Raw genomic sequence first — 14,172 nt, 5'->3', positions numbered from 1 at the left:
GTTCCGCATCGTACCGAGGGGGCGACCCCCGGGGCGAAGCGGTCGCACGCCGCCCCGCGGACGGGGGGGACGCACGAAAAGCGGCCCGGCTCACCGTGACGGTGGAACCGGGCCGCCTTCATACAGGGGTGGGCGATACTGGGATCGAACCAGTGACCTCTTCGGTGTGAACGAAGCGCTCTCCCGCTGAGCTAATCGCCCCTGTGGGCTTGTGCCTTGCGGCACGGGAAGAACCATACAGGGCGGGTCACCCGTCGTCCAAATGCTTCCGCAGCCAGGCGCGCAGGCCGCGCTCCCCCGACCGCATCATCCACGCGTGGTTGGCGCGCAGGAGGGGGCGCGCGGCGCGGGGGAGGCGGCGCAGCAGGGGGTGGAGCAGGGCGGTGTCCTGCTCGACGCGCACGAGCGAGCCGCCGCCCGGCCCGTCGGCCGCCGTGACGGTCCAGGTCATCCGGCCGTCGAGCTGCCCGGTGAGCGCGATCTCCAGGACCCCGGCCGCCGGATCGCGGCGGACCGCCCGGACGGTGACGCGCAGGTCCACGGGCAGCGCCGAGCGGAAGCGGCAGTGGCCACCGTCGGGTCCCGTCCGCGTCACCTCCCGGACCTCGCGCCACCACCGCGGGTAGTCCTCCGGTGTCGCGACGGCCTCGAAGACGGCGCCGGGCGGCGCGGGCACCGACCACGTCGTCGAGAACCTGAAGCGGTCGGCGGACCCCCGTGCGTTCAAGTCGTCTCCTGCTATATCACTTATCTTCATTCGCCCATTGGAATGAGATTAACCCCCGCAATTAGGGCAGAGGCGTTTACAACCGGCGAGTACGTGGCATGTCGATTTGGCCGACGTGCGAATCCCCGAGCGCACACTGAGCGAAAGGCCCTGGCGCTTATGAACACCACGGTCAGCTGCGAGCTGCACCTGCGCCTCGTCGTATCGAGCGAGTCCTCACTACCTGTACCCGCGGGGCTGCGGTATGACACGGCGGACCCCTACGCCGTACATGCGACGTTTCACACCGGAGCCGAGGAAACTGTCGAATGGGTTTTCGCCCGGGATCTCCTCGCCGAAGGGCTGCACAGGCCCACCGGCACCGGAGACGTCCGGGTGTGGCCCTCCAGGAGTCATGGTCAGGGCGTGGTCTGCATCGCCCTGAGCTCTCCGGAGGGTGAGGCACTGCTTGAGGCCCCGGCCCGGGCACTGGAATCGTTCCTGAAGCGGACGGACGCCGCTGTCCCGCCCGGTACGGAACACCGTCACTTCGACCTCGACTCGGAACTCTCGCACATCCTCGCGGAGAGTTAGAGACCCGCCGGTCCCCCATGCCGTCTGACTCGGGGCGACGGTGTGGGGCCGGCGACGACACGGCGCGGCGCCGCCGCGGGACCTCCCGCGGCGGCGCCGCGTTGTGCGGCCGGGGGCGTGCGGCGGTCTCACAGGACGAACTGATCGTGCACCCCCGCGATGAGCAGCAGGGCGCCGATGACGGTGAGGAAGAGCATCAGCGGCGGCTGGGACAGGGCATACAGGCAGCCGCGCCGCTGCGCGGGATCGCCGGGGGGCGGGTCCGGCGGCGTGAGGGGCAGGGCGGTCGTGTCGGGAGCGTGCTGCTCCCCGGTGATGTACGGCATGACGCGGCGATCATGACCCAGCCGCGTCACCGCGGGCGATCAACAGGCCCTCTTTGCGGCGCCTTTCGGCGAATTCCGGGATTCCGCCCGTGTGGGCGTGCTACGGCGGTAGGGGGTCAGATGCCGTGCTTCTTGAGGATGGCCTCGATGTCCGAGAAGTCCTCGCCTCCGCCGGTGGCCGCGCCGCTCGTGGCCGGGCCGCCGCGCACGGCCTTCCGCCCGCCCGTGCGGCGTCCCGCGGGCAGGTCGGCGGCGGGGGCCGGGGCCTGGGCCGTCGCCTTGGCGGGACGGCCGCGGCCGTCCGCGAGGCGGCCGGAGAGGAACAGCAGCACGGCGAACGCCAGGACGCCGAAGCCCGCCCAGGCCACGGGGTTGAACGTCATGTTGACCACGAAGCGGACCACCCCCGTCATGGCCAGGCCCACGGGGAGCAGCGAGAGCGCGGCCAGCCGCAGGGCGGTGGCGTAGCGGCGGCGGCGTGCCACGAGGAAGGAGATCCCGAGGCCCGCGGCGGTCAGAAGGGTGCAAGCGGTGCCGATCAGCATCTTTCCATCCTGCCGCGCCGTCGCCCGGGAAGCCATCGTCCGTACGCGGTATCGGGGAGATCTCCGGGTGATCCCCGGCACGTGACAGGGTCCTTCCGGGGTCTGGGAGACTGTGCGGCATGACTGAGAGCAGCCCCCGGCCCGTCGTGCTGGACATGTGGTGCGACCTCCAGTGCCCCGACTGTCACCGCGCCGAGTCCGACGTGCGGGCGCTGCGGGAACAGTTCGGTGACGCGCTGGAGCTGCGCAGGCGCCATTTTCCGCTGGCGAGCCACCCGCACGCGCTGGCCGCCGCCCAGGCGGCCGAGGAGGCGTACGCGCAGGGGCACGGCGAGGCGTACTGGACGGCGCTGCTGGCGCGCACCGGCGAGCTGGGCGAGCGCGGTCCCCGGCTGCTGACCGAGCTGGCGGCCGAGCTGGGGATGGACGCGGCCGAGGTGGACACGGCGCTGATCGACGGCCGCCACCTGCTGGCGGTGGACGCCGACCACGCGGAGGGGCAGGCGCTCGGGGTGACGGGCACGCCGACGTACGTGATCGGCGGGCAGCGGCTGGACGGCGGGCGCAGCCAGGAGGGTCTGCGGGAACGGATCGCGGGGATCGCCGGGTCGTTGCTGTCTCAGCGGAGCGATTTGTAGACATGGTGCGCGGTCGGCCGGTAGCCGAGCGCGCGCAGGAGGCGGTCGGCCCGCGTGGGGTCGGGGACGCCGGGTTCCGGGGCGCCGTACGGCGCGGGCAGCGGGAGCGTGACGCCGATGCCGGGGCGGCCTGCGGCGCGGGCGGTCTCCTCGGCGAGCAGCAGCAGCGCGCGGACGTGGCCCCGGCCGCGGTGGGCCTCGGCGACGGTGAGTGAGTGGACGTGCGCGCCGGCGCCGTCGGGCGGTCCACCGGTCGGGGACATGCGGACCGTGCCGAGGGTCTCGCCGGTGTCCTCCTCGCGCAGTACGCGCACGAACGGGCCTGACGGCTCCTGCGCGGGCCGCTCCCGGCCGGGCTGCTCCTGGCCGGGGAGCGGCTTGCCGAAGGTGCGGGCGCGCTCGGTCCAGCCGAGGGAGGCGGCCAGGCGCAGGGCGGTCGTGGCGTCGGCGGGGACGACGGCCCCCGCGTCGGCGCATCCCCAGTCCCGCAGGATCTCCTCCGCGGCGAGCGCCGCGACGGTGCCCCGGCCTCGGCGGCGGTCCGCCTCGTCCACGGTCAGGCGCACGATCCGGCCGGTGGCGGGCCGTGGGCCGTCGGAGGCGAGGACGAGCCCTCCGGCGTCGCGGCCGTTGACCCTGATGCGGTAGGAGCGGGTCCGGCCGCCGCCGGGGGTGGGGGTCTGGGGCCCGTCCGGGCGGAGCGTCGTCGTCATCGCGTGATCCCTACCCGGGGACGCCGCCCGTCACGGGTCGATGTCGGCGGCGGACCGCTCGGTGAACACGCGCAGGGCCTCGGCGGTCACCGGTCCAGGGGCCGTGGGCAGTTCGCGGCCGTCCACGCGGCGGACGGCCTGGACGTCGCGCGTCGAGGACGTCAGGAAGATCTCGTCGGCCGACTCCAGGCTGTCCATGGGGAGTTCGGTCTCGCGGGCACCGGTCCATTCGAGGACGAGGGCGCGCGTGACCCCGGCGAGGCAGCCGGAGGACAGCGGCGGCGTGTGGAGTTCGCCGTCGAGGACGACGAAGACGTTCGTGCCGGTGCCCTCGCACAGGTGGCCGGCCGTGTTGGGGAACAGTGCCTCGGACGCGGCCTGTTGGCGGGCGCGGGCGAGCGCGATGACGTTCTCGGCGTAGGAGGTCGTCTTGAGCCCGGCGAGGGCGCCGCGTTCGTTGCGCGTCCACGGGACGGTGACGACGGCGGTCGTGTCAGGGCGGCGCGGTGTCTCGACGTGGGCGACGACGAGGGTGGGGCGGCCGTCGCCCCGGTCGGAGCCGAAGGGGCCAGGGCCGCCGGTGTAGGTGACGCGCAGGCGGCCGAGCGGCAGCGGCACGGCGTCGAGCACGGCGGCGCAGGCACGGGCCACCTCGTCGCGGTCGGGCTCGGGCAGCCCGAGCCCCGCGGCGGAGACGGCGAGCCGGTCGAGGTGGCGGCGCAGGGCGAACGGCCGTCCCGCGACCGTCTTCAGCGTCTCGAACACGCCGTCGCCGACCGTCAGTCCGTGGTCGTGGACGGAGACGCGCGCGCTGTCGGCGTCACGCAGCCCGCCGTCCAGCCAGATCAGCGCCATGAGGGCTCCCTACTCTCGTCCCGCTGCTCGTCGCGGTGTCCGTCCACGCGGGCACCGCCGTCCGTCCCGTCAGGCGCCGACGCTATCGCGAGCAGGCGCGCGGCCTTCAGTTCGGTCTCGGCCCACTCCCCCGCCGGGTCGGAGTCCCAGGTGATGCCCGCGCCGGCGCCGAAGCGCAGGACGGGCGTACCGGCGGAGCGGTCGAGCCAGAACGTGCGGATGGCGACGGCCAGTCCGGCCGTGCCACGGTCCGCGTCCACCCAGCCGACGGCGCCGCAGTAGGGGCCGCGCGGCGCCGTCTCCAGCTCGGCGATGACGCGCAGCGCGCTCGACTTGGGCGCGCCGGTGACGGAGCCGGGCGGGAAGGCGGCGTCGAGGAGTGCGGGCCAGCCCGCGCCGGGCGTGAGGCGGCCCGCGACGGTCGAGACGAGGTGGACGAGCCCGGGGTACGGCTCGGGGACGCACAGGCCGGGGACGGTGACGGAGCCGGGTGCGCAGACGCGGCCGAGGTCGTTGCGGACCAGGTCGGCGATCATCACGTTCTCGGCACGGTCCTTGGGGAGGAACGCGTCGGCGGTGCGGGCGGTGCCCTTGATGGGGCCCGACTCGACGAGGTCGCCCCTGCGGCCGAGGAAGAGTTCGGGTGACGCGGTGGCTATCTCGACGCCGTGCGCGGGCAGCCGGACGGTGCCCGCGTGGCGGGCGTCGTGGCCGTGCGCGAGGAGGGCGGTGAGGGCGTCGATGTCCGGCTCGGGTCCTGGCGGCAGCGGCGCGGACAGGACGCGGCAGAGGTTGACCTGGTAGACGGTGCCCGCGGCGATGTGCTCGCGGACGCGGGTGACCCCGGCCATGTACGCGGCGCGGTCGAGGGAGCTGGACCAGGCGTCGCGGTGGGGGCCGCGCCAGCGGCCGGGCACCACGGCGGGCGGCGGGGCGGGGCGTACGTCGGCGAACCGCGCGCACAGGGGCGCGCCGTCGTCGCCCGCGACCACGGCCCACCAGCCGGTGGAGTCGAGGGCGGCCGGGTCACGGGTCACGTCACGCAGTCCGGTGGCGAGGAATCCGCCGAGGCGGGCCATCGGGGAGAAGTCGGGCACGCGTGCGAGTCTAGGCGGCTGCCGGGTACCGAGTTTGAGCTGGCCGGTGAATCCGCTAGAGTTCATGACGTCCCCGGAACACGGAAGTGACCAGGGAAGTACCAAGTGCGGACGTAGCTCAGTTGGTAGAGCACCACCTTGCCAAGGTGGGGGTCGCGAGTTCGAGTCTCGTCGTCCGCTCGATGGGGGTACCGCCCCTGTGCGGTGGAGTGGCCGAGAGGCGAGGCAACGGCCTGCAAAGCCGTCTACACGGGTTCAAATCCCGTCTCCACCTCGGAGGACGATTAGCTCAGCGGGAGAGCGCTTCCCTGACACGGAAGAGGTCACTGGTTCAATCCCAGTATCGTCCACGGGATCCTTCGGGATCCGCCCGCGCGATTAGCTCAGCGGGAGAGCGCTTCCCTGACACGGAAGAGGTCACTGGTTCAATCCCAGTATCGCGCACCACAGACACAGAAGGGCCGGAGAGCGTTCGCTCTCCGGCCCTTCTGTGTCTGTCTTCTGCCGGTTCGGTGCACGCGCCGGACCGTTCGTGAACGAATGTGCGGAACATGGCCCCGCGGTGGGCCTTCCGGGCATACGCTGTGCCCGGGACAGCTCCCCAGCTGTCCCGGGCACATATGCCGTCCGCCGTACCCCCGTCCCCACGGGGTTTTCGCCGGTGTCCCCGGCCCGAGCCGCTCTCTCGGGCCTGGGGCGCCGCTCAGCGCCCCAGCAAGCCGGCCACGGACGACGCCTGTGTGACGACGGCTTCGACGCCGCCAGTCATGACGGCCAGGGCGAGAGCCAGCGGCAGCACCATGGCGGTGGCCACCAGCGGATGACGCCGGGCGCTCGTGCGGCTGCTGGGCCGGAGTGCCGTCTGGGCCATCTCGTCTCTCCTGTCGTCATGTTGAGGGCGGCGGGCGGGTGACCTCGGGGGACGAGTACTGCGCCCGCCGCTTGATCACCACAGTAGGCGGCGGGGGCCGCACCCGGCGTCAGCCCGGCGTACCGACCTGGGGGCCTCCCGCAGGAGGATGCCGGGGCACGGGGCTACACCCCAGGGTGGAGGTGCCGCGACGTGAGCCCGGGTTTTCCCCCAGGGGACGGCTCGTCGCCCCCCGTCGGCGCCGCTCCCGGCGCCACGCGCGCCGACCGGTGACATCCCCGCGCGCGGCCTTCTCACTGCTCGGCCCGCACAGTCCGTAAGCTGTGGCTCATCACAAGGACGGGGCAGCGAGGTGGACATGGCGATGATGCGGCTCCGGCGCGAGGACCCGCGAGTCATCGGCGCGTTCCGGCTCCACCGGCGCCTGGGCGCGGGTGGCATGGGGGTGGTCTACCTCGGCTCGGACCGGCGCGGACAGCGGGTGGCACTCAAGGTGATCCGGCCGGATCTCGCGGAGGACCAGGAGTTCCGCTCCCGGTTCGCCCGGGAGGTGTCGGCCGCGCGGCGCATCCGCGGCGGCTGCACGGCCCGGCTGGTGGCCGCCGATCTCGATGCGCCGAAGCCGTGGTTCGCCACGCAGTACGTGCCGGGCCCCTCGCTGCACGACAAGGTGGCCGAGGTCGGGCCGCTGTCCGCCGCCGAGACCGCCGCGATCGGTGCGGCGCTCGCGGAGGGCCTGGTGGCGGTGCACGAGGCGGGCGTCGTCCACCGGGACCTCAAGCCCTCCAACATCCTCCTGTCGCCCAAGGGCCCCCGGATCATCGACTTCGGCATCGCCTGGTCCACCGGGGCGAGCACGCTCACGCACGTCGGCACGGCGGTGGGCTCCCCCGGCTTCCTGGCGCCCGAGCAGGTGCGCGGACAGGGCGTCACCCCGGCCTCCGACGTGTTCTCGCTCGGCGCGACGCTGGCCTACGCGGCGCTGGGCGACTCGCCGTTCGGGCAGGGCAGTTCCGAGGTCATGCTCTACCGGGTGGTGCACGAGGAGCCGCAACTCGACGGCGTCCCGGCCGCGCTGGCGCCCCTGCTGCGCTCCTGCCTGTCCAAGTCGCCGAAGGAACGGCCGAGTACCCTCCAGCTGTCGCTGCGGCTGAAGGAGATCGCGACCCGTGAGGCACGCGGCGTGGGGCAGCGCGTACCGGCGGCGGCGCGGGTGCGGCCCGACCGTCCCGCGCCCGCGCCGGGGCCGCGCCGCCCCGAGCGGCCCAGGCCGAGACCGCGCCCGGGGGCGCGGAAGCGCGGTGTGGACAGGCGGCTGCTGCGGCAGCGGCTCGTGGTGTTCGTGACCGTCACGCTGTTCGTGGCGCTCGGCATCGCCGCCGCGCAGGGCTGCCAGGGGCCGGTGTAGCGGGGCGCGGGCCGGTCAGGCGGCGGTGACGGCGTAGAACGCGACGGCCGCCGCCGCGGCGACGTTCAGCGAGTCCACGCCGTGCGACATGGGGATGCGGACCAGGGTGTCGGCCGCCGCGAGCGCCCGGGGGGTGAGGCCGTCGCCCTCCGCGCCGAGCAGGAGCGCGACCCGTTCCGTGCGGCACTCGGCGGCGACCTCGGCGATGTCGCGGGCGCGCGCGTCGGGGGTGAGCGCGAGCAGGCGGAAACCGGCGGCCGTGACGTCGCCGAGGCCGTGGGGCCAGCGGTCGAGGCGCGCGTAGGGCAGGGAGAAGACGGCGCCCATGGAGACCTTGACCGAGCGGCGGTACAGCGGGTCGGCGCAGTCCGGGGAGAGCAGGACGCCGTCGAGGCCGAGGGCGGCGGCGCCCCGGAAGACGGCGCCGACGTTCGTGTGGTCGTTGACGGCTTCGAGGACGGCCAGGCGGCGGGCCCCTGCCAGCAGTTCCGCGGCGGTCGGCAGCGGCCTGCGGCCCATGGCGGCGAGGGCGCCGCGGTGGACGTGGTAGCCGGTGACGCGTTCCGCCGTCTCGGGCTCGACCAGGTACACGGGCGCGCCCGAGGTCTCGACGACGTCCCGCATCGCGTCGGCCCAGCGGGGCGTCAGCAGCATGGAGCGCATCGGGTAACCGGCGCGCAGGGCGCGGCGGATGACCTTCTCGCCCTCGGCCATGAACAGGCCCTCGGCCGGTTCCTTGCGGCGGCGCAGGGCGACGTCGGTCAGCGCCGTGTAGTCGGCCAGCCGGGGGTCGGCCGCGTCGGACACCGGGACGGGGACGGGTGTGGTCGTCACGCGGTCACCGCCACGACGTCGCCGATGACCACGATGGCGGGCGGCCGTATGCCCTCGTCAGCGACCCGGCGGGCGATCTCGGACAGTGGCGCGTCCACGCGGCGCTGGGCGGGCGTCGTGCCCTCCTGGACGACGGCGGCGGGCGTCGCGGCGGGGCGGCCGTGGCGCATCAGCGTGTCGGCGATGGCGCCGATCCGCTCGACGGCCATGAGGACGACGAGGGTGCCGCGCAGGGCGGCGAGCGCCTTCCAGTCCACGAGGGAGCGCGGGTCGTCGGGCGCCACGTGACCGCTGACGACGGTGAACTCGTGCGCCACGCCCCGGTGCGTCACCGGGATGCCCGCGACGGCGGGAACGGCGATGGCGCTGGTGACGCCGGGCACCACCGTGACGGGGACCCCGGCGGCGGCGAGCGCGGACGCCTCCTCCATGCCGCGGCCGAAGACGAACGGGTCGCCGCCCTTGAGACGGACGACGCGGCGGCCCGCGCGGGCGTGCTCGATCAGCGTGTCGTTGATGGCGTCCTGCGCCATGGCACGGCCGTAGGGGATCTTCGCCGCGTCGATGACCTCGACGTGCGGCGGCAGTTCGCCGAGGAGGTCGCGCGGGCCGAGGCGGTCGGCGACGACCACGTCCGCCTCGGCGAGCAGCCTGCGGCCCCGGACGGTGATGAGGTCGGGGTCGCCGGGGCCGCCGCCGACGAGGGCGACGCCCGCGAGCCGGTCGCGGTGCGGGCGGGCGGCGAGGGAGCCGTCGCGCAGCCCCTCCACGACGGCGTCGCGGACGGCGGCGGAGCGGCGGGGGTCGCGGCCGGTGAGGACGGCGACGGTCACGCCGTCGCTGTGGCCGGTGGCGGGCGTCCAGGCCGTGGCGTCCTTGGCGCTGTCGCTGCGGACGCACCACACGCGGCGCTCGTCGGCCTCGGCGGACGCGGCGGCGTTCACCTCCGGGGCGTCGGTCGCGACGAGGGCGTACCACGCGTCGGCGAGGTCGCCCGGGCGGTAGCCGCGCCGCTCCCAGCGCAGCTCCCCCGCCTCGGCCATGGCCTGGACGGAGGGGGTGACGGCCGGGGCGACCAGGAGGACGTCGGCGCCCGCGGCGAGCAGCGCGGGCAGCCGCCGCTGGGCCACGGTGCCGCCGCCGAGGACGACGACGCGGCGGCCCGCGAGGCGCAGGCCCACGGGGTAGGCGGAGTGGTCGGACATCGGTGGTGCGGCTCCTTGACGGCTCGGGGCAGGCCGGACGCCGCTGCGGCGTCGGAGCGGCTCGGTTCCCCCCACCTTACGGCGGGGGGCGCGGGTCAGTTCTTGTCGGTGACGCCCGCCGAGTCGAAGGTGGCGACCTCGCGCATGGCGCGGGCGGCGCTCTGCACGACGGGCAGGGCGAGCAGGGCGCCGGTGCCCTCGCCGAGCCGCAGGTCGAGATCGACGAGCGGGCGCAGGCCGAGCGCCGTCAGCGCGGCGAGGTGTCCCGGCTCGGCGCTGCGGTGACCCGCGATGCAGACGGCGACGGCCTCGGGCGAGATCACGCGGGCGACCAGCGCGGCGGCGCCCGCCGTCACCCCGTCCAGGATCACCGGGACGCGCAGGGAGGCGCCGCCGAGGATGAAGCCGGTCAGCGCCGCGTGCTCCAGGCCGCCGACGGCGGCGAGGGTGCCGAGGGGGTCGGCGGGGTCGGGCTGGTGCAGTTGCAGCGCGCGGCGGACGACCTCGACCTTGCGGGCGTGCGTCTCGTCGTCGATCCCGGTGCCGCGGCCGGTGACCTCGGAGGGGTCGGCGCCGGTGAAGGCGGCCACCAGGGCGGCGGAGACGGTCGTGTTGGCGATGCCCATCTCGCCGGTGAGCAGGGCCCTGTTCCCGGCGGCGACGAGGTCGCGGGCCGTCTCGATGCCGACCTCGACGGCCCGCAGCGCCTCCTCGCGGGTCATCGCGGGACCCGCCGTGAAGTCGGCGGTGCCCGCCCTGACACGGCGGGGCATGAGCCCGGCGCCCGGCGGCAGTTCGCCGCGGACGCCGACGTCGATCACGCAGACCTCGGCGCCGACCTGGCTGGCGAACGCGTTGCAGACCGCGCCGCCGCCGAGGAAGTTGGCCACCATCTGGGTGGTCACCTCCTGGGGCCAGGGGGTGACGCCCTGGGCGTGGACGCCGTGGTCGCCCGCGAAGACGGCGACGGCGGCGGGCTCGGGCACGGGCGGGGGGCAGCTGCGGGACAGGCCGCACAGCTGGGCCGAGATGATCTCCAGCGCGCCGAGCGCCCCGGCGGGCTTGGTCATGCGCTTCTGGCGCTCCCACGCCTCGCCGAGGGCCTGGGCGTCGAGCGGGCGGATCTCGGCGAGGGTCTCGCTCAGCAGGTCGTGCGGCTCGGCGCCCGGCAGGGCGCGGCGGCCGTACGACTCCTCGTGCACGACCCAGGAGAGGGGCCGCCGGGTGGGGGCGTCGGGGGCGCGGTCGTCGCCGGGGAAGGCGTCCACGTAGCCGACGCACAGGTACGCGACGATCTCCAGGTGGCCGGGGAGGTCGAGGGCGCGGACGAGTTCGCGCTCGTCGAAGAAGCCGACCCAGCCGACGCCGAGTCCCTCGGCGCGGGCGGCGAGCCAGAGGTTCTCGACCGCGAGGGCGGACGAGTGCGGCGCGAGCTGCGGCTGGGTGCTGCGGCCGAGGGTCTGGCGTCCGCCGCGCGTGGGGTCGGCGGTGACGACGATGTTGACGGGGGTGTCGAGGATGGCCTCGACGCTCAGCTCCTTGAACTGCTTGGCGCGCGCCTTGGGGAGGGACTTGGCGTAGGCGTCGCGCTGCTGCCCGGCCAGGGTGTGGACGGCGCGGCGGGTCTCGGGCGAGCGGATGATGACGAAGTCCCAGGGCTGGGACAGGCCCGCGCTGGGGGCGGTGTGGGCCGCTTCGAGGACGCGCAGGAGGACGTCGTCCGGGATGGGGTCGGGGCGGAAGCCGTCGGGGACGTCGCGGCGTTCACGCATGACGCGGTGGACGGCGTCGCGGTCGGGCTCGGAGTAGCCGGGGGCGGGCGGCGCGGCGGCGGGCGGCGGGGGCGCGGCCTGCGGGGCGGGCTCGGGGGCGCGGGGCGAGGGGAGCAGGACGGTCTGCGCGGCCGGGTCGTGGACCGGGGCGGGCTCGGCGTCGGGCGCGGGAGCGGGCAGTTCGGCGACGGGCGCGGGCTGCGGCTGCTCGGGGTCGGGCGCGGGTTCCGGCTGCGGCTCCGGCTGTTCGGCGACGGGCGGCGCCGACTCCGGTGCGGGCGCGGGCGGTTCGGCGTCGGTGGGGGGCGCGTCCTGCGCGGCGGGCACGGCCTGCGCGGCCGGTTCCTCGTGCGCGACGACCGGCTGCGCGGCGTCGGGGACGGCCTCGGGGGCCGGTGCCTCCTCGGCCGCCGGGGGCGGAGCGACGGGCTCGGGCTCGGGCGTGGCGGTGGCCTCGGCAGGGACGGGCGTCTCGGCCGGGGCGGGGAGCGGTGCCTCGGGGACCGCCACGTCAGCGACGGCCGCCACCTCTGCGACGGGGACGGGCGTTTCGGGCGCGGCCGTCTCGGGGACCAGCGCGAGGGGTGCCGGGGTTTCCGGCGCGACGGGCTCGGACGCCACGGGCTCGGCCGGTGCCACGACGGGCGCGACGGGCACAGGGGTCTCGGCAGGCACGGGGGGCTCGACGGGCTCCGGCGTGACGGGCGCGTCCAGGACGGGCTGCTCCGCGGGGACTTCGGGCACGGCCGCGAGCGGCACGGGCACGGGCACGGCGGCCTGCTCGGGCGCCGCCACGGGGACCGCCTCGTGCTCAGGCAGCCGTTCGACGGGCTGCTGCCATCCGGCCTGCGCCGCCTCGGCGGCGGCCACGTCCAGGTACTCGGGCTCGGTCGGCGTCGCCGAGGGCCGCGCGGCCACGGGGTGCGGGACCGCCTGGGTCACGGGACGCGGTCCCGCCGCGGCCTCGCCCCACGCGCCGGTCGTCCCCGGCATGAGCAGGTCCTCGTCCTCCTGGTCCTCCGCCTCGGCCGCCTCGTCCGGGTCGCCGGGGAAGGGGAACGGCGCCGGGGACATCACCGGCTGATCCCCTAGTCCGGGCACGCCGCCCGGCTGCTCCTGCACTCCCCCGTCGGGAAGTCGGCCGGGCTCCGTCACGCGTCCACCTCGCCCATCGCACGTGCTCCTTCCCACCCCGGACATGTCGGACGAACACGTCAGGTCCGCCGACGGCACAACGGTCCATCAGCCTACCCGGGATGGGACCGTCACCTGGTCACGGGTGCGTGTGCGGGCGGCGCGGATCGGTGGGCCTGGCGCCCGACAGGGAGAAGACGACGGCCCGTTCGCGTTCTGCCCAGTCGTCCGTCGTCAACTCGACGGTCTGGAGCAGCGTGCACTCGACGGTGTAACCGGCGCCGGACAGCACGCGGCCCGCCGCCTCCGCCTCGTCGCGGGTGGTGGCGTGCGTGACGATGCGGGCCGCGCGGCGGTCCGCGCAGGCGGTCAGCACGCGGTCGCCGCCTCCGCCGACGCGGATGAGGTCCGGCTCCGGCAGGTCACGGAGGATCTGGGGCGCGGCGCCGTGCGCGACATGGATGTTCACCCCGAGGTGGCGCGCCGTGGCCTCGGTGCGGGCGCAGGCGCGGCCGTCGCGGTCGATGGCGACGACGGCGGCGCCGAGGCGCGCGGCGTCGGCGGCGAGGAGGCCGTCGCCCGTGCCCACGTCCCACAGCAGGTCGCCGGAGCGCGGGCCGAGCGCGGCGAGGTGAAGGGCGCGCAGGCGCGGGCTGCTCCCCGGGTCGTCGTGCGCGGGGGCGCCGGTGCGCGGCGGGCCGGACGGGCGCGGGCCGGGCTGCGCGGGCGGGAGGTAGGCGGCGGGCGGCAGGCCCCAGCCGCGCGGCTCGGCGCGGACGCCCGGGTCCTCACCGGCGAGCCAACTCTCGGTGCCGCGCCGGGCGATGCCGCCGCCGCCTATGACGATGACGACGTTGGGGTCCGTCCATTGGCGCTGCGAGACGGTGTCCGAGGTGAGGACGGAGACGCGTTCGCGGTCGGTGCCCAGCGCCTCGCAGATGACGAACGTCCGGTGCACGGGGCCGAGCAGCAGGGCGATCTCCGCCGGTCCCGCGCCGGGCGCGGTGAGGACGGCGACCTTCGGGTGGGCCCGGCAGACGTTGACGGCGCGGCGCAGCGTGCGGCGGCTGGCGACGACGACGCGGGCGTCGTCCCAGGGCATCCCGGCGCGGGCGAAGGCGGTCGCGACGGCGGAGACGGCGGGGACGACCTCGACCTCCAGGCCGTGCGCCGGGTCGCGCAGGGCGCGGACGACGCCGAAGAAGCCGGGGTCGCCGTCGGCGAGGACGACGGCGCTGCCGCGGTGGGCGGCGATGTGCTGCGCCGCGAGGGCCACGCTGCCGAGGGGGACGCGCGCGGCGCGCGGGGGCACGTCGGGGAGGTCGAGGTGGCGGGGCGCGCCGGCGACGAGGGTGGCGGCGCGCAGGGCGGCGCGCGCTCCGGGTGCCAGCGGGGTGCCGTCCCACCCGATCACGGTGACGCGGTCGGCCATGGTCGGATAGCTCCCGGACTCGTCGCGGGTGGTGGGGGGGTG

Annotated in this window: 14 protein-coding genes and 5 tRNA genes; 7 read left to right on the top strand and 12 right to left on the bottom strand. The window is 75.6% G+C overall.

The features are described from left to right. Positions 1 to 129: 129 nt before the first annotated feature. Both IF27_RS18625 and IF27_RS18620 read right to left on the bottom strand, forming a co-directional pair. Positions 130 to 201: transfer RNA gene (locus IF27_RS18625), tRNA-Val, on the bottom strand. A 46-nt stretch (positions 202 to 247) separates the two neighbouring features. Further along, positions 248 to 727 (bottom strand): SRPBCC family protein, encoded by a 480-nt coding sequence (locus IF27_RS18620; protein WP_223291104.1) that lies wholly within the window; start codon positions 725 to 727, stop codon positions 248 to 250. Positions 728 to 886: 159 nt separating this feature from the next. Here IF27_RS18620 and IF27_RS18615 point away from each other — a divergent pair, with 159 nt between their 5' ends. Next, positions 887 to 1,300: an SsgA family sporulation/cell division regulator gene (locus tag IF27_RS18615; RefSeq protein WP_052850787.1), complete on the top strand. Its 414-nt coding sequence runs from the start codon at positions 887 to 889 to the stop codon at positions 1,298 to 1,300. Between the two features lie 128 nt (positions 1,301 to 1,428). On the opposite strand, the gene IF27_RS18610 is transcribed toward IF27_RS18615, so the two are convergent. Together IF27_RS18610 and IF27_RS18605 are read right to left on the bottom strand one after the other, a co-directional pair. Then, the gene (locus IF27_RS18610; protein WP_052850786.1) at positions 1,429 to 1,626 is read right to left on the bottom strand and encodes a hypothetical protein; all 198 of its coding nucleotides are present in this window, start codon (positions 1,624 to 1,626) and stop codon (positions 1,429 to 1,431) included. Positions 1,627 to 1,742: 116 nt separating this feature from the next. Continuing rightward, complete coding sequence (locus IF27_RS18605; RefSeq protein WP_052850785.1) at positions 1,743 to 2,171, bottom strand: hypothetical protein; 429 nt, start codon at positions 2,169 to 2,171, stop codon at positions 1,743 to 1,745. A gap of 119 nt (positions 2,172 to 2,290) precedes the next feature. Between IF27_RS18605 and IF27_RS18600 the strand changes: the two genes are divergently transcribed. Further along, complete coding sequence (locus IF27_RS18600; protein WP_052850784.1) at positions 2,291 to 2,809, top strand: DsbA family protein; 519 nt, start codon at positions 2,291 to 2,293, stop codon at positions 2,807 to 2,809. On the opposite strand, the gene IF27_RS18595 is transcribed toward IF27_RS18600, so the two are convergent. The 3 genes from IF27_RS18595 to IF27_RS18585 are packed head-to-tail and all read right to left on the bottom strand — an operon-like array spanning position 2,791 to position 5,474. Next, a complete protein-coding gene (locus tag IF27_RS18595; protein ID WP_052850783.1) occupies positions 2,791 to 3,522 on the bottom strand; it encodes a GNAT family N-acetyltransferase in 732 nt (243 codons plus the stop codon). The two genes, IF27_RS18600 and IF27_RS18595, sit on opposite strands and share 19 nt — an antisense overlap. 30 nt (positions 3,523 to 3,552) lie before the next feature. Further along, entirely contained in the window at positions 3,553 to 4,377 is an 825-nt protein-coding gene (locus IF27_RS18590) for an aminotransferase class IV (RefSeq protein WP_052850782.1), read from the bottom strand. Next, complete coding sequence (locus IF27_RS18585) at positions 4,368 to 5,474, bottom strand: chorismate-binding protein (RefSeq protein WP_052850781.1); 1,107 nt, start codon at positions 5,472 to 5,474, stop codon at positions 4,368 to 4,370. Before IF27_RS18585 ends, IF27_RS18590 begins: the two co-directional genes overlap by 10 nt. A gap of 107 nt (positions 5,475 to 5,581) precedes the next feature. On the opposite strand from IF27_RS18585, the gene IF27_RS18580 reads away from it, so the two are divergent. The 4 genes from IF27_RS18580 (at position 5,582) to IF27_RS18565 (ending at position 5,921) form a co-directional block, all read left to right on the top strand. After that, positions 5,582 to 5,654 (top strand) — tRNA-Gly (locus IF27_RS18580). A 23-nt stretch (positions 5,655 to 5,677) separates the two neighbouring features. Continuing rightward, positions 5,678 to 5,748 (top strand) — tRNA-Cys (locus IF27_RS18575). Between the two features lie 4 nt (positions 5,749 to 5,752). Beyond that, a tRNA-Val gene (locus IF27_RS18570) sits at positions 5,753 to 5,824 on the top strand. 22 nt (positions 5,825 to 5,846) lie between these two features. Further along, a tRNA-Val gene (locus IF27_RS18565) sits at positions 5,847 to 5,921 on the top strand. Between the two features lie 256 nt (positions 5,922 to 6,177). On the opposite strand, the gene IF27_RS31175 is transcribed toward IF27_RS18565, so the two are convergent. Next, on the bottom strand, positions 6,178 to 6,345 hold the full coding sequence (locus IF27_RS31175) for a hypothetical protein (RefSeq protein WP_190233015.1): 168 nt from the start codon (positions 6,343 to 6,345) through the stop codon (positions 6,178 to 6,180). A 358-nt stretch (positions 6,346 to 6,703) separates the two neighbouring features. Between IF27_RS31175 and IF27_RS18560 the strand changes: the two genes are divergently transcribed. After that, the gene (locus IF27_RS18560) at positions 6,704 to 7,753 is read left to right on the top strand and encodes a serine/threonine-protein kinase (protein WP_052850882.1); all 1,050 of its coding nucleotides are present in this window, start codon (positions 6,704 to 6,706) and stop codon (positions 7,751 to 7,753) included. A 15-nt stretch (positions 7,754 to 7,768) separates the two neighbouring features. Here the strand turns inward: IF27_RS18560 and IF27_RS18555 are convergent, their stop codons facing one another. From IF27_RS18555 to cbiE, 4 genes are all read right to left on the bottom strand, one after another. Then, positions 7,769 to 8,587 (bottom strand): TrmH family RNA methyltransferase, encoded by an 819-nt coding sequence (locus IF27_RS18555; RefSeq protein WP_052850780.1) that lies wholly within the window; start codon positions 8,585 to 8,587, stop codon positions 7,769 to 7,771. Then, positions 8,584 to 9,792 (bottom strand): uroporphyrinogen-III C-methyltransferase, encoded by a 1,209-nt coding sequence (cobA, locus tag IF27_RS18550; RefSeq protein ID WP_052850779.1) that lies wholly within the window; start codon positions 9,790 to 9,792, stop codon positions 8,584 to 8,586. Before cobA ends, IF27_RS18555 begins: the two co-directional genes overlap by 4 nt. A gap of 95 nt (positions 9,793 to 9,887) precedes the next feature. Beyond that, the gene (gene cobT, locus IF27_RS18545; protein WP_052850778.1) at positions 9,888 to 12,719 is read right to left on the bottom strand and encodes a nicotinate-nucleotide--dimethylbenzimidazole phosphoribosyltransferase; all 2,832 of its coding nucleotides are present in this window, start codon (positions 12,717 to 12,719) and stop codon (positions 9,888 to 9,890) included. Between the two features lie 118 nt (positions 12,720 to 12,837). Beyond that, on the bottom strand, positions 12,838 to 14,130 hold the full coding sequence (gene cbiE, locus IF27_RS18540) for a precorrin-6y C5,15-methyltransferase (decarboxylating) subunit CbiE (protein ID WP_052850777.1): 1,293 nt from the start codon (positions 14,128 to 14,130) through the stop codon (positions 12,838 to 12,840). Positions 14,131 to 14,172 lie beyond the last annotated feature (42 nt).

It is taken from the genome of Streptomyces avicenniae (assembly GCF_000719135.1).
GTDB classification, from domain to species: domain Bacteria; phylum Actinomycetota; class Actinomycetes; order Streptomycetales; family Streptomycetaceae; genus Streptomyces; species Streptomyces avicenniae.
Note: the sequence above shows the minus strand (reverse complement) of the source record. Positions and strands in the feature narration are given on the sequence as shown.

Bases quoted from the DNA above. Each gene is read 5' to 3' on its own strand.
- IF27_RS18615 (WP_052850787.1), top strand. From the start codon at position 887: ATGAACACCACGGTCAGCTGCGAGCTGCACCTGCGCCTCGTCGTATCG.
- IF27_RS18610 (WP_052850786.1), bottom strand. From the start codon at position 1,626: ATGCCGTACATCACCGGGGAGCAGCACGCTCCCGACACGACCGCCCTG.
- IF27_RS18605 (WP_052850785.1), bottom strand. From the start codon at position 2,171: ATGCTGATCGGCACCGCTTGCACCCTTCTGACCGCCGCGGGCCTCGGG.
- IF27_RS18600 (WP_052850784.1), top strand. From the start codon at position 2,291: ATGACTGAGAGCAGCCCCCGGCCCGTCGTGCTGGACATGTGGTGCGAC.
- IF27_RS18595 (WP_052850783.1), bottom strand. From the start codon at position 3,522: ATGACGACGACGCTCCGCCCGGACGGGCCCCAGACCCCCACCCCCGGC.
- IF27_RS18590 (WP_052850782.1), bottom strand. From the start codon at position 4,377: ATGGCGCTGATCTGGCTGGACGGCGGGCTGCGTGACGCCGACAGCGCG.
- IF27_RS31175 (WP_190233015.1), bottom strand. From the start codon at position 6,345: ATGGCCCAGACGGCACTCCGGCCCAGCAGCCGCACGAGCGCCCGGCGT.
- IF27_RS18560 (WP_052850882.1), top strand. From the start codon at position 6,704: ATGGCGATGATGCGGCTCCGGCGCGAGGACCCGCGAGTCATCGGCGCG.
- cobA (WP_052850779.1), bottom strand. From the start codon at position 9,792: ATGTCCGACCACTCCGCCTACCCCGTGGGCCTGCGCCTCGCGGGCCGC.
- cbiE (WP_052850777.1), bottom strand. From the start codon at position 14,130: ATGGCCGACCGCGTCACCGTGATCGGGTGGGACGGCACCCCGCTGGCA.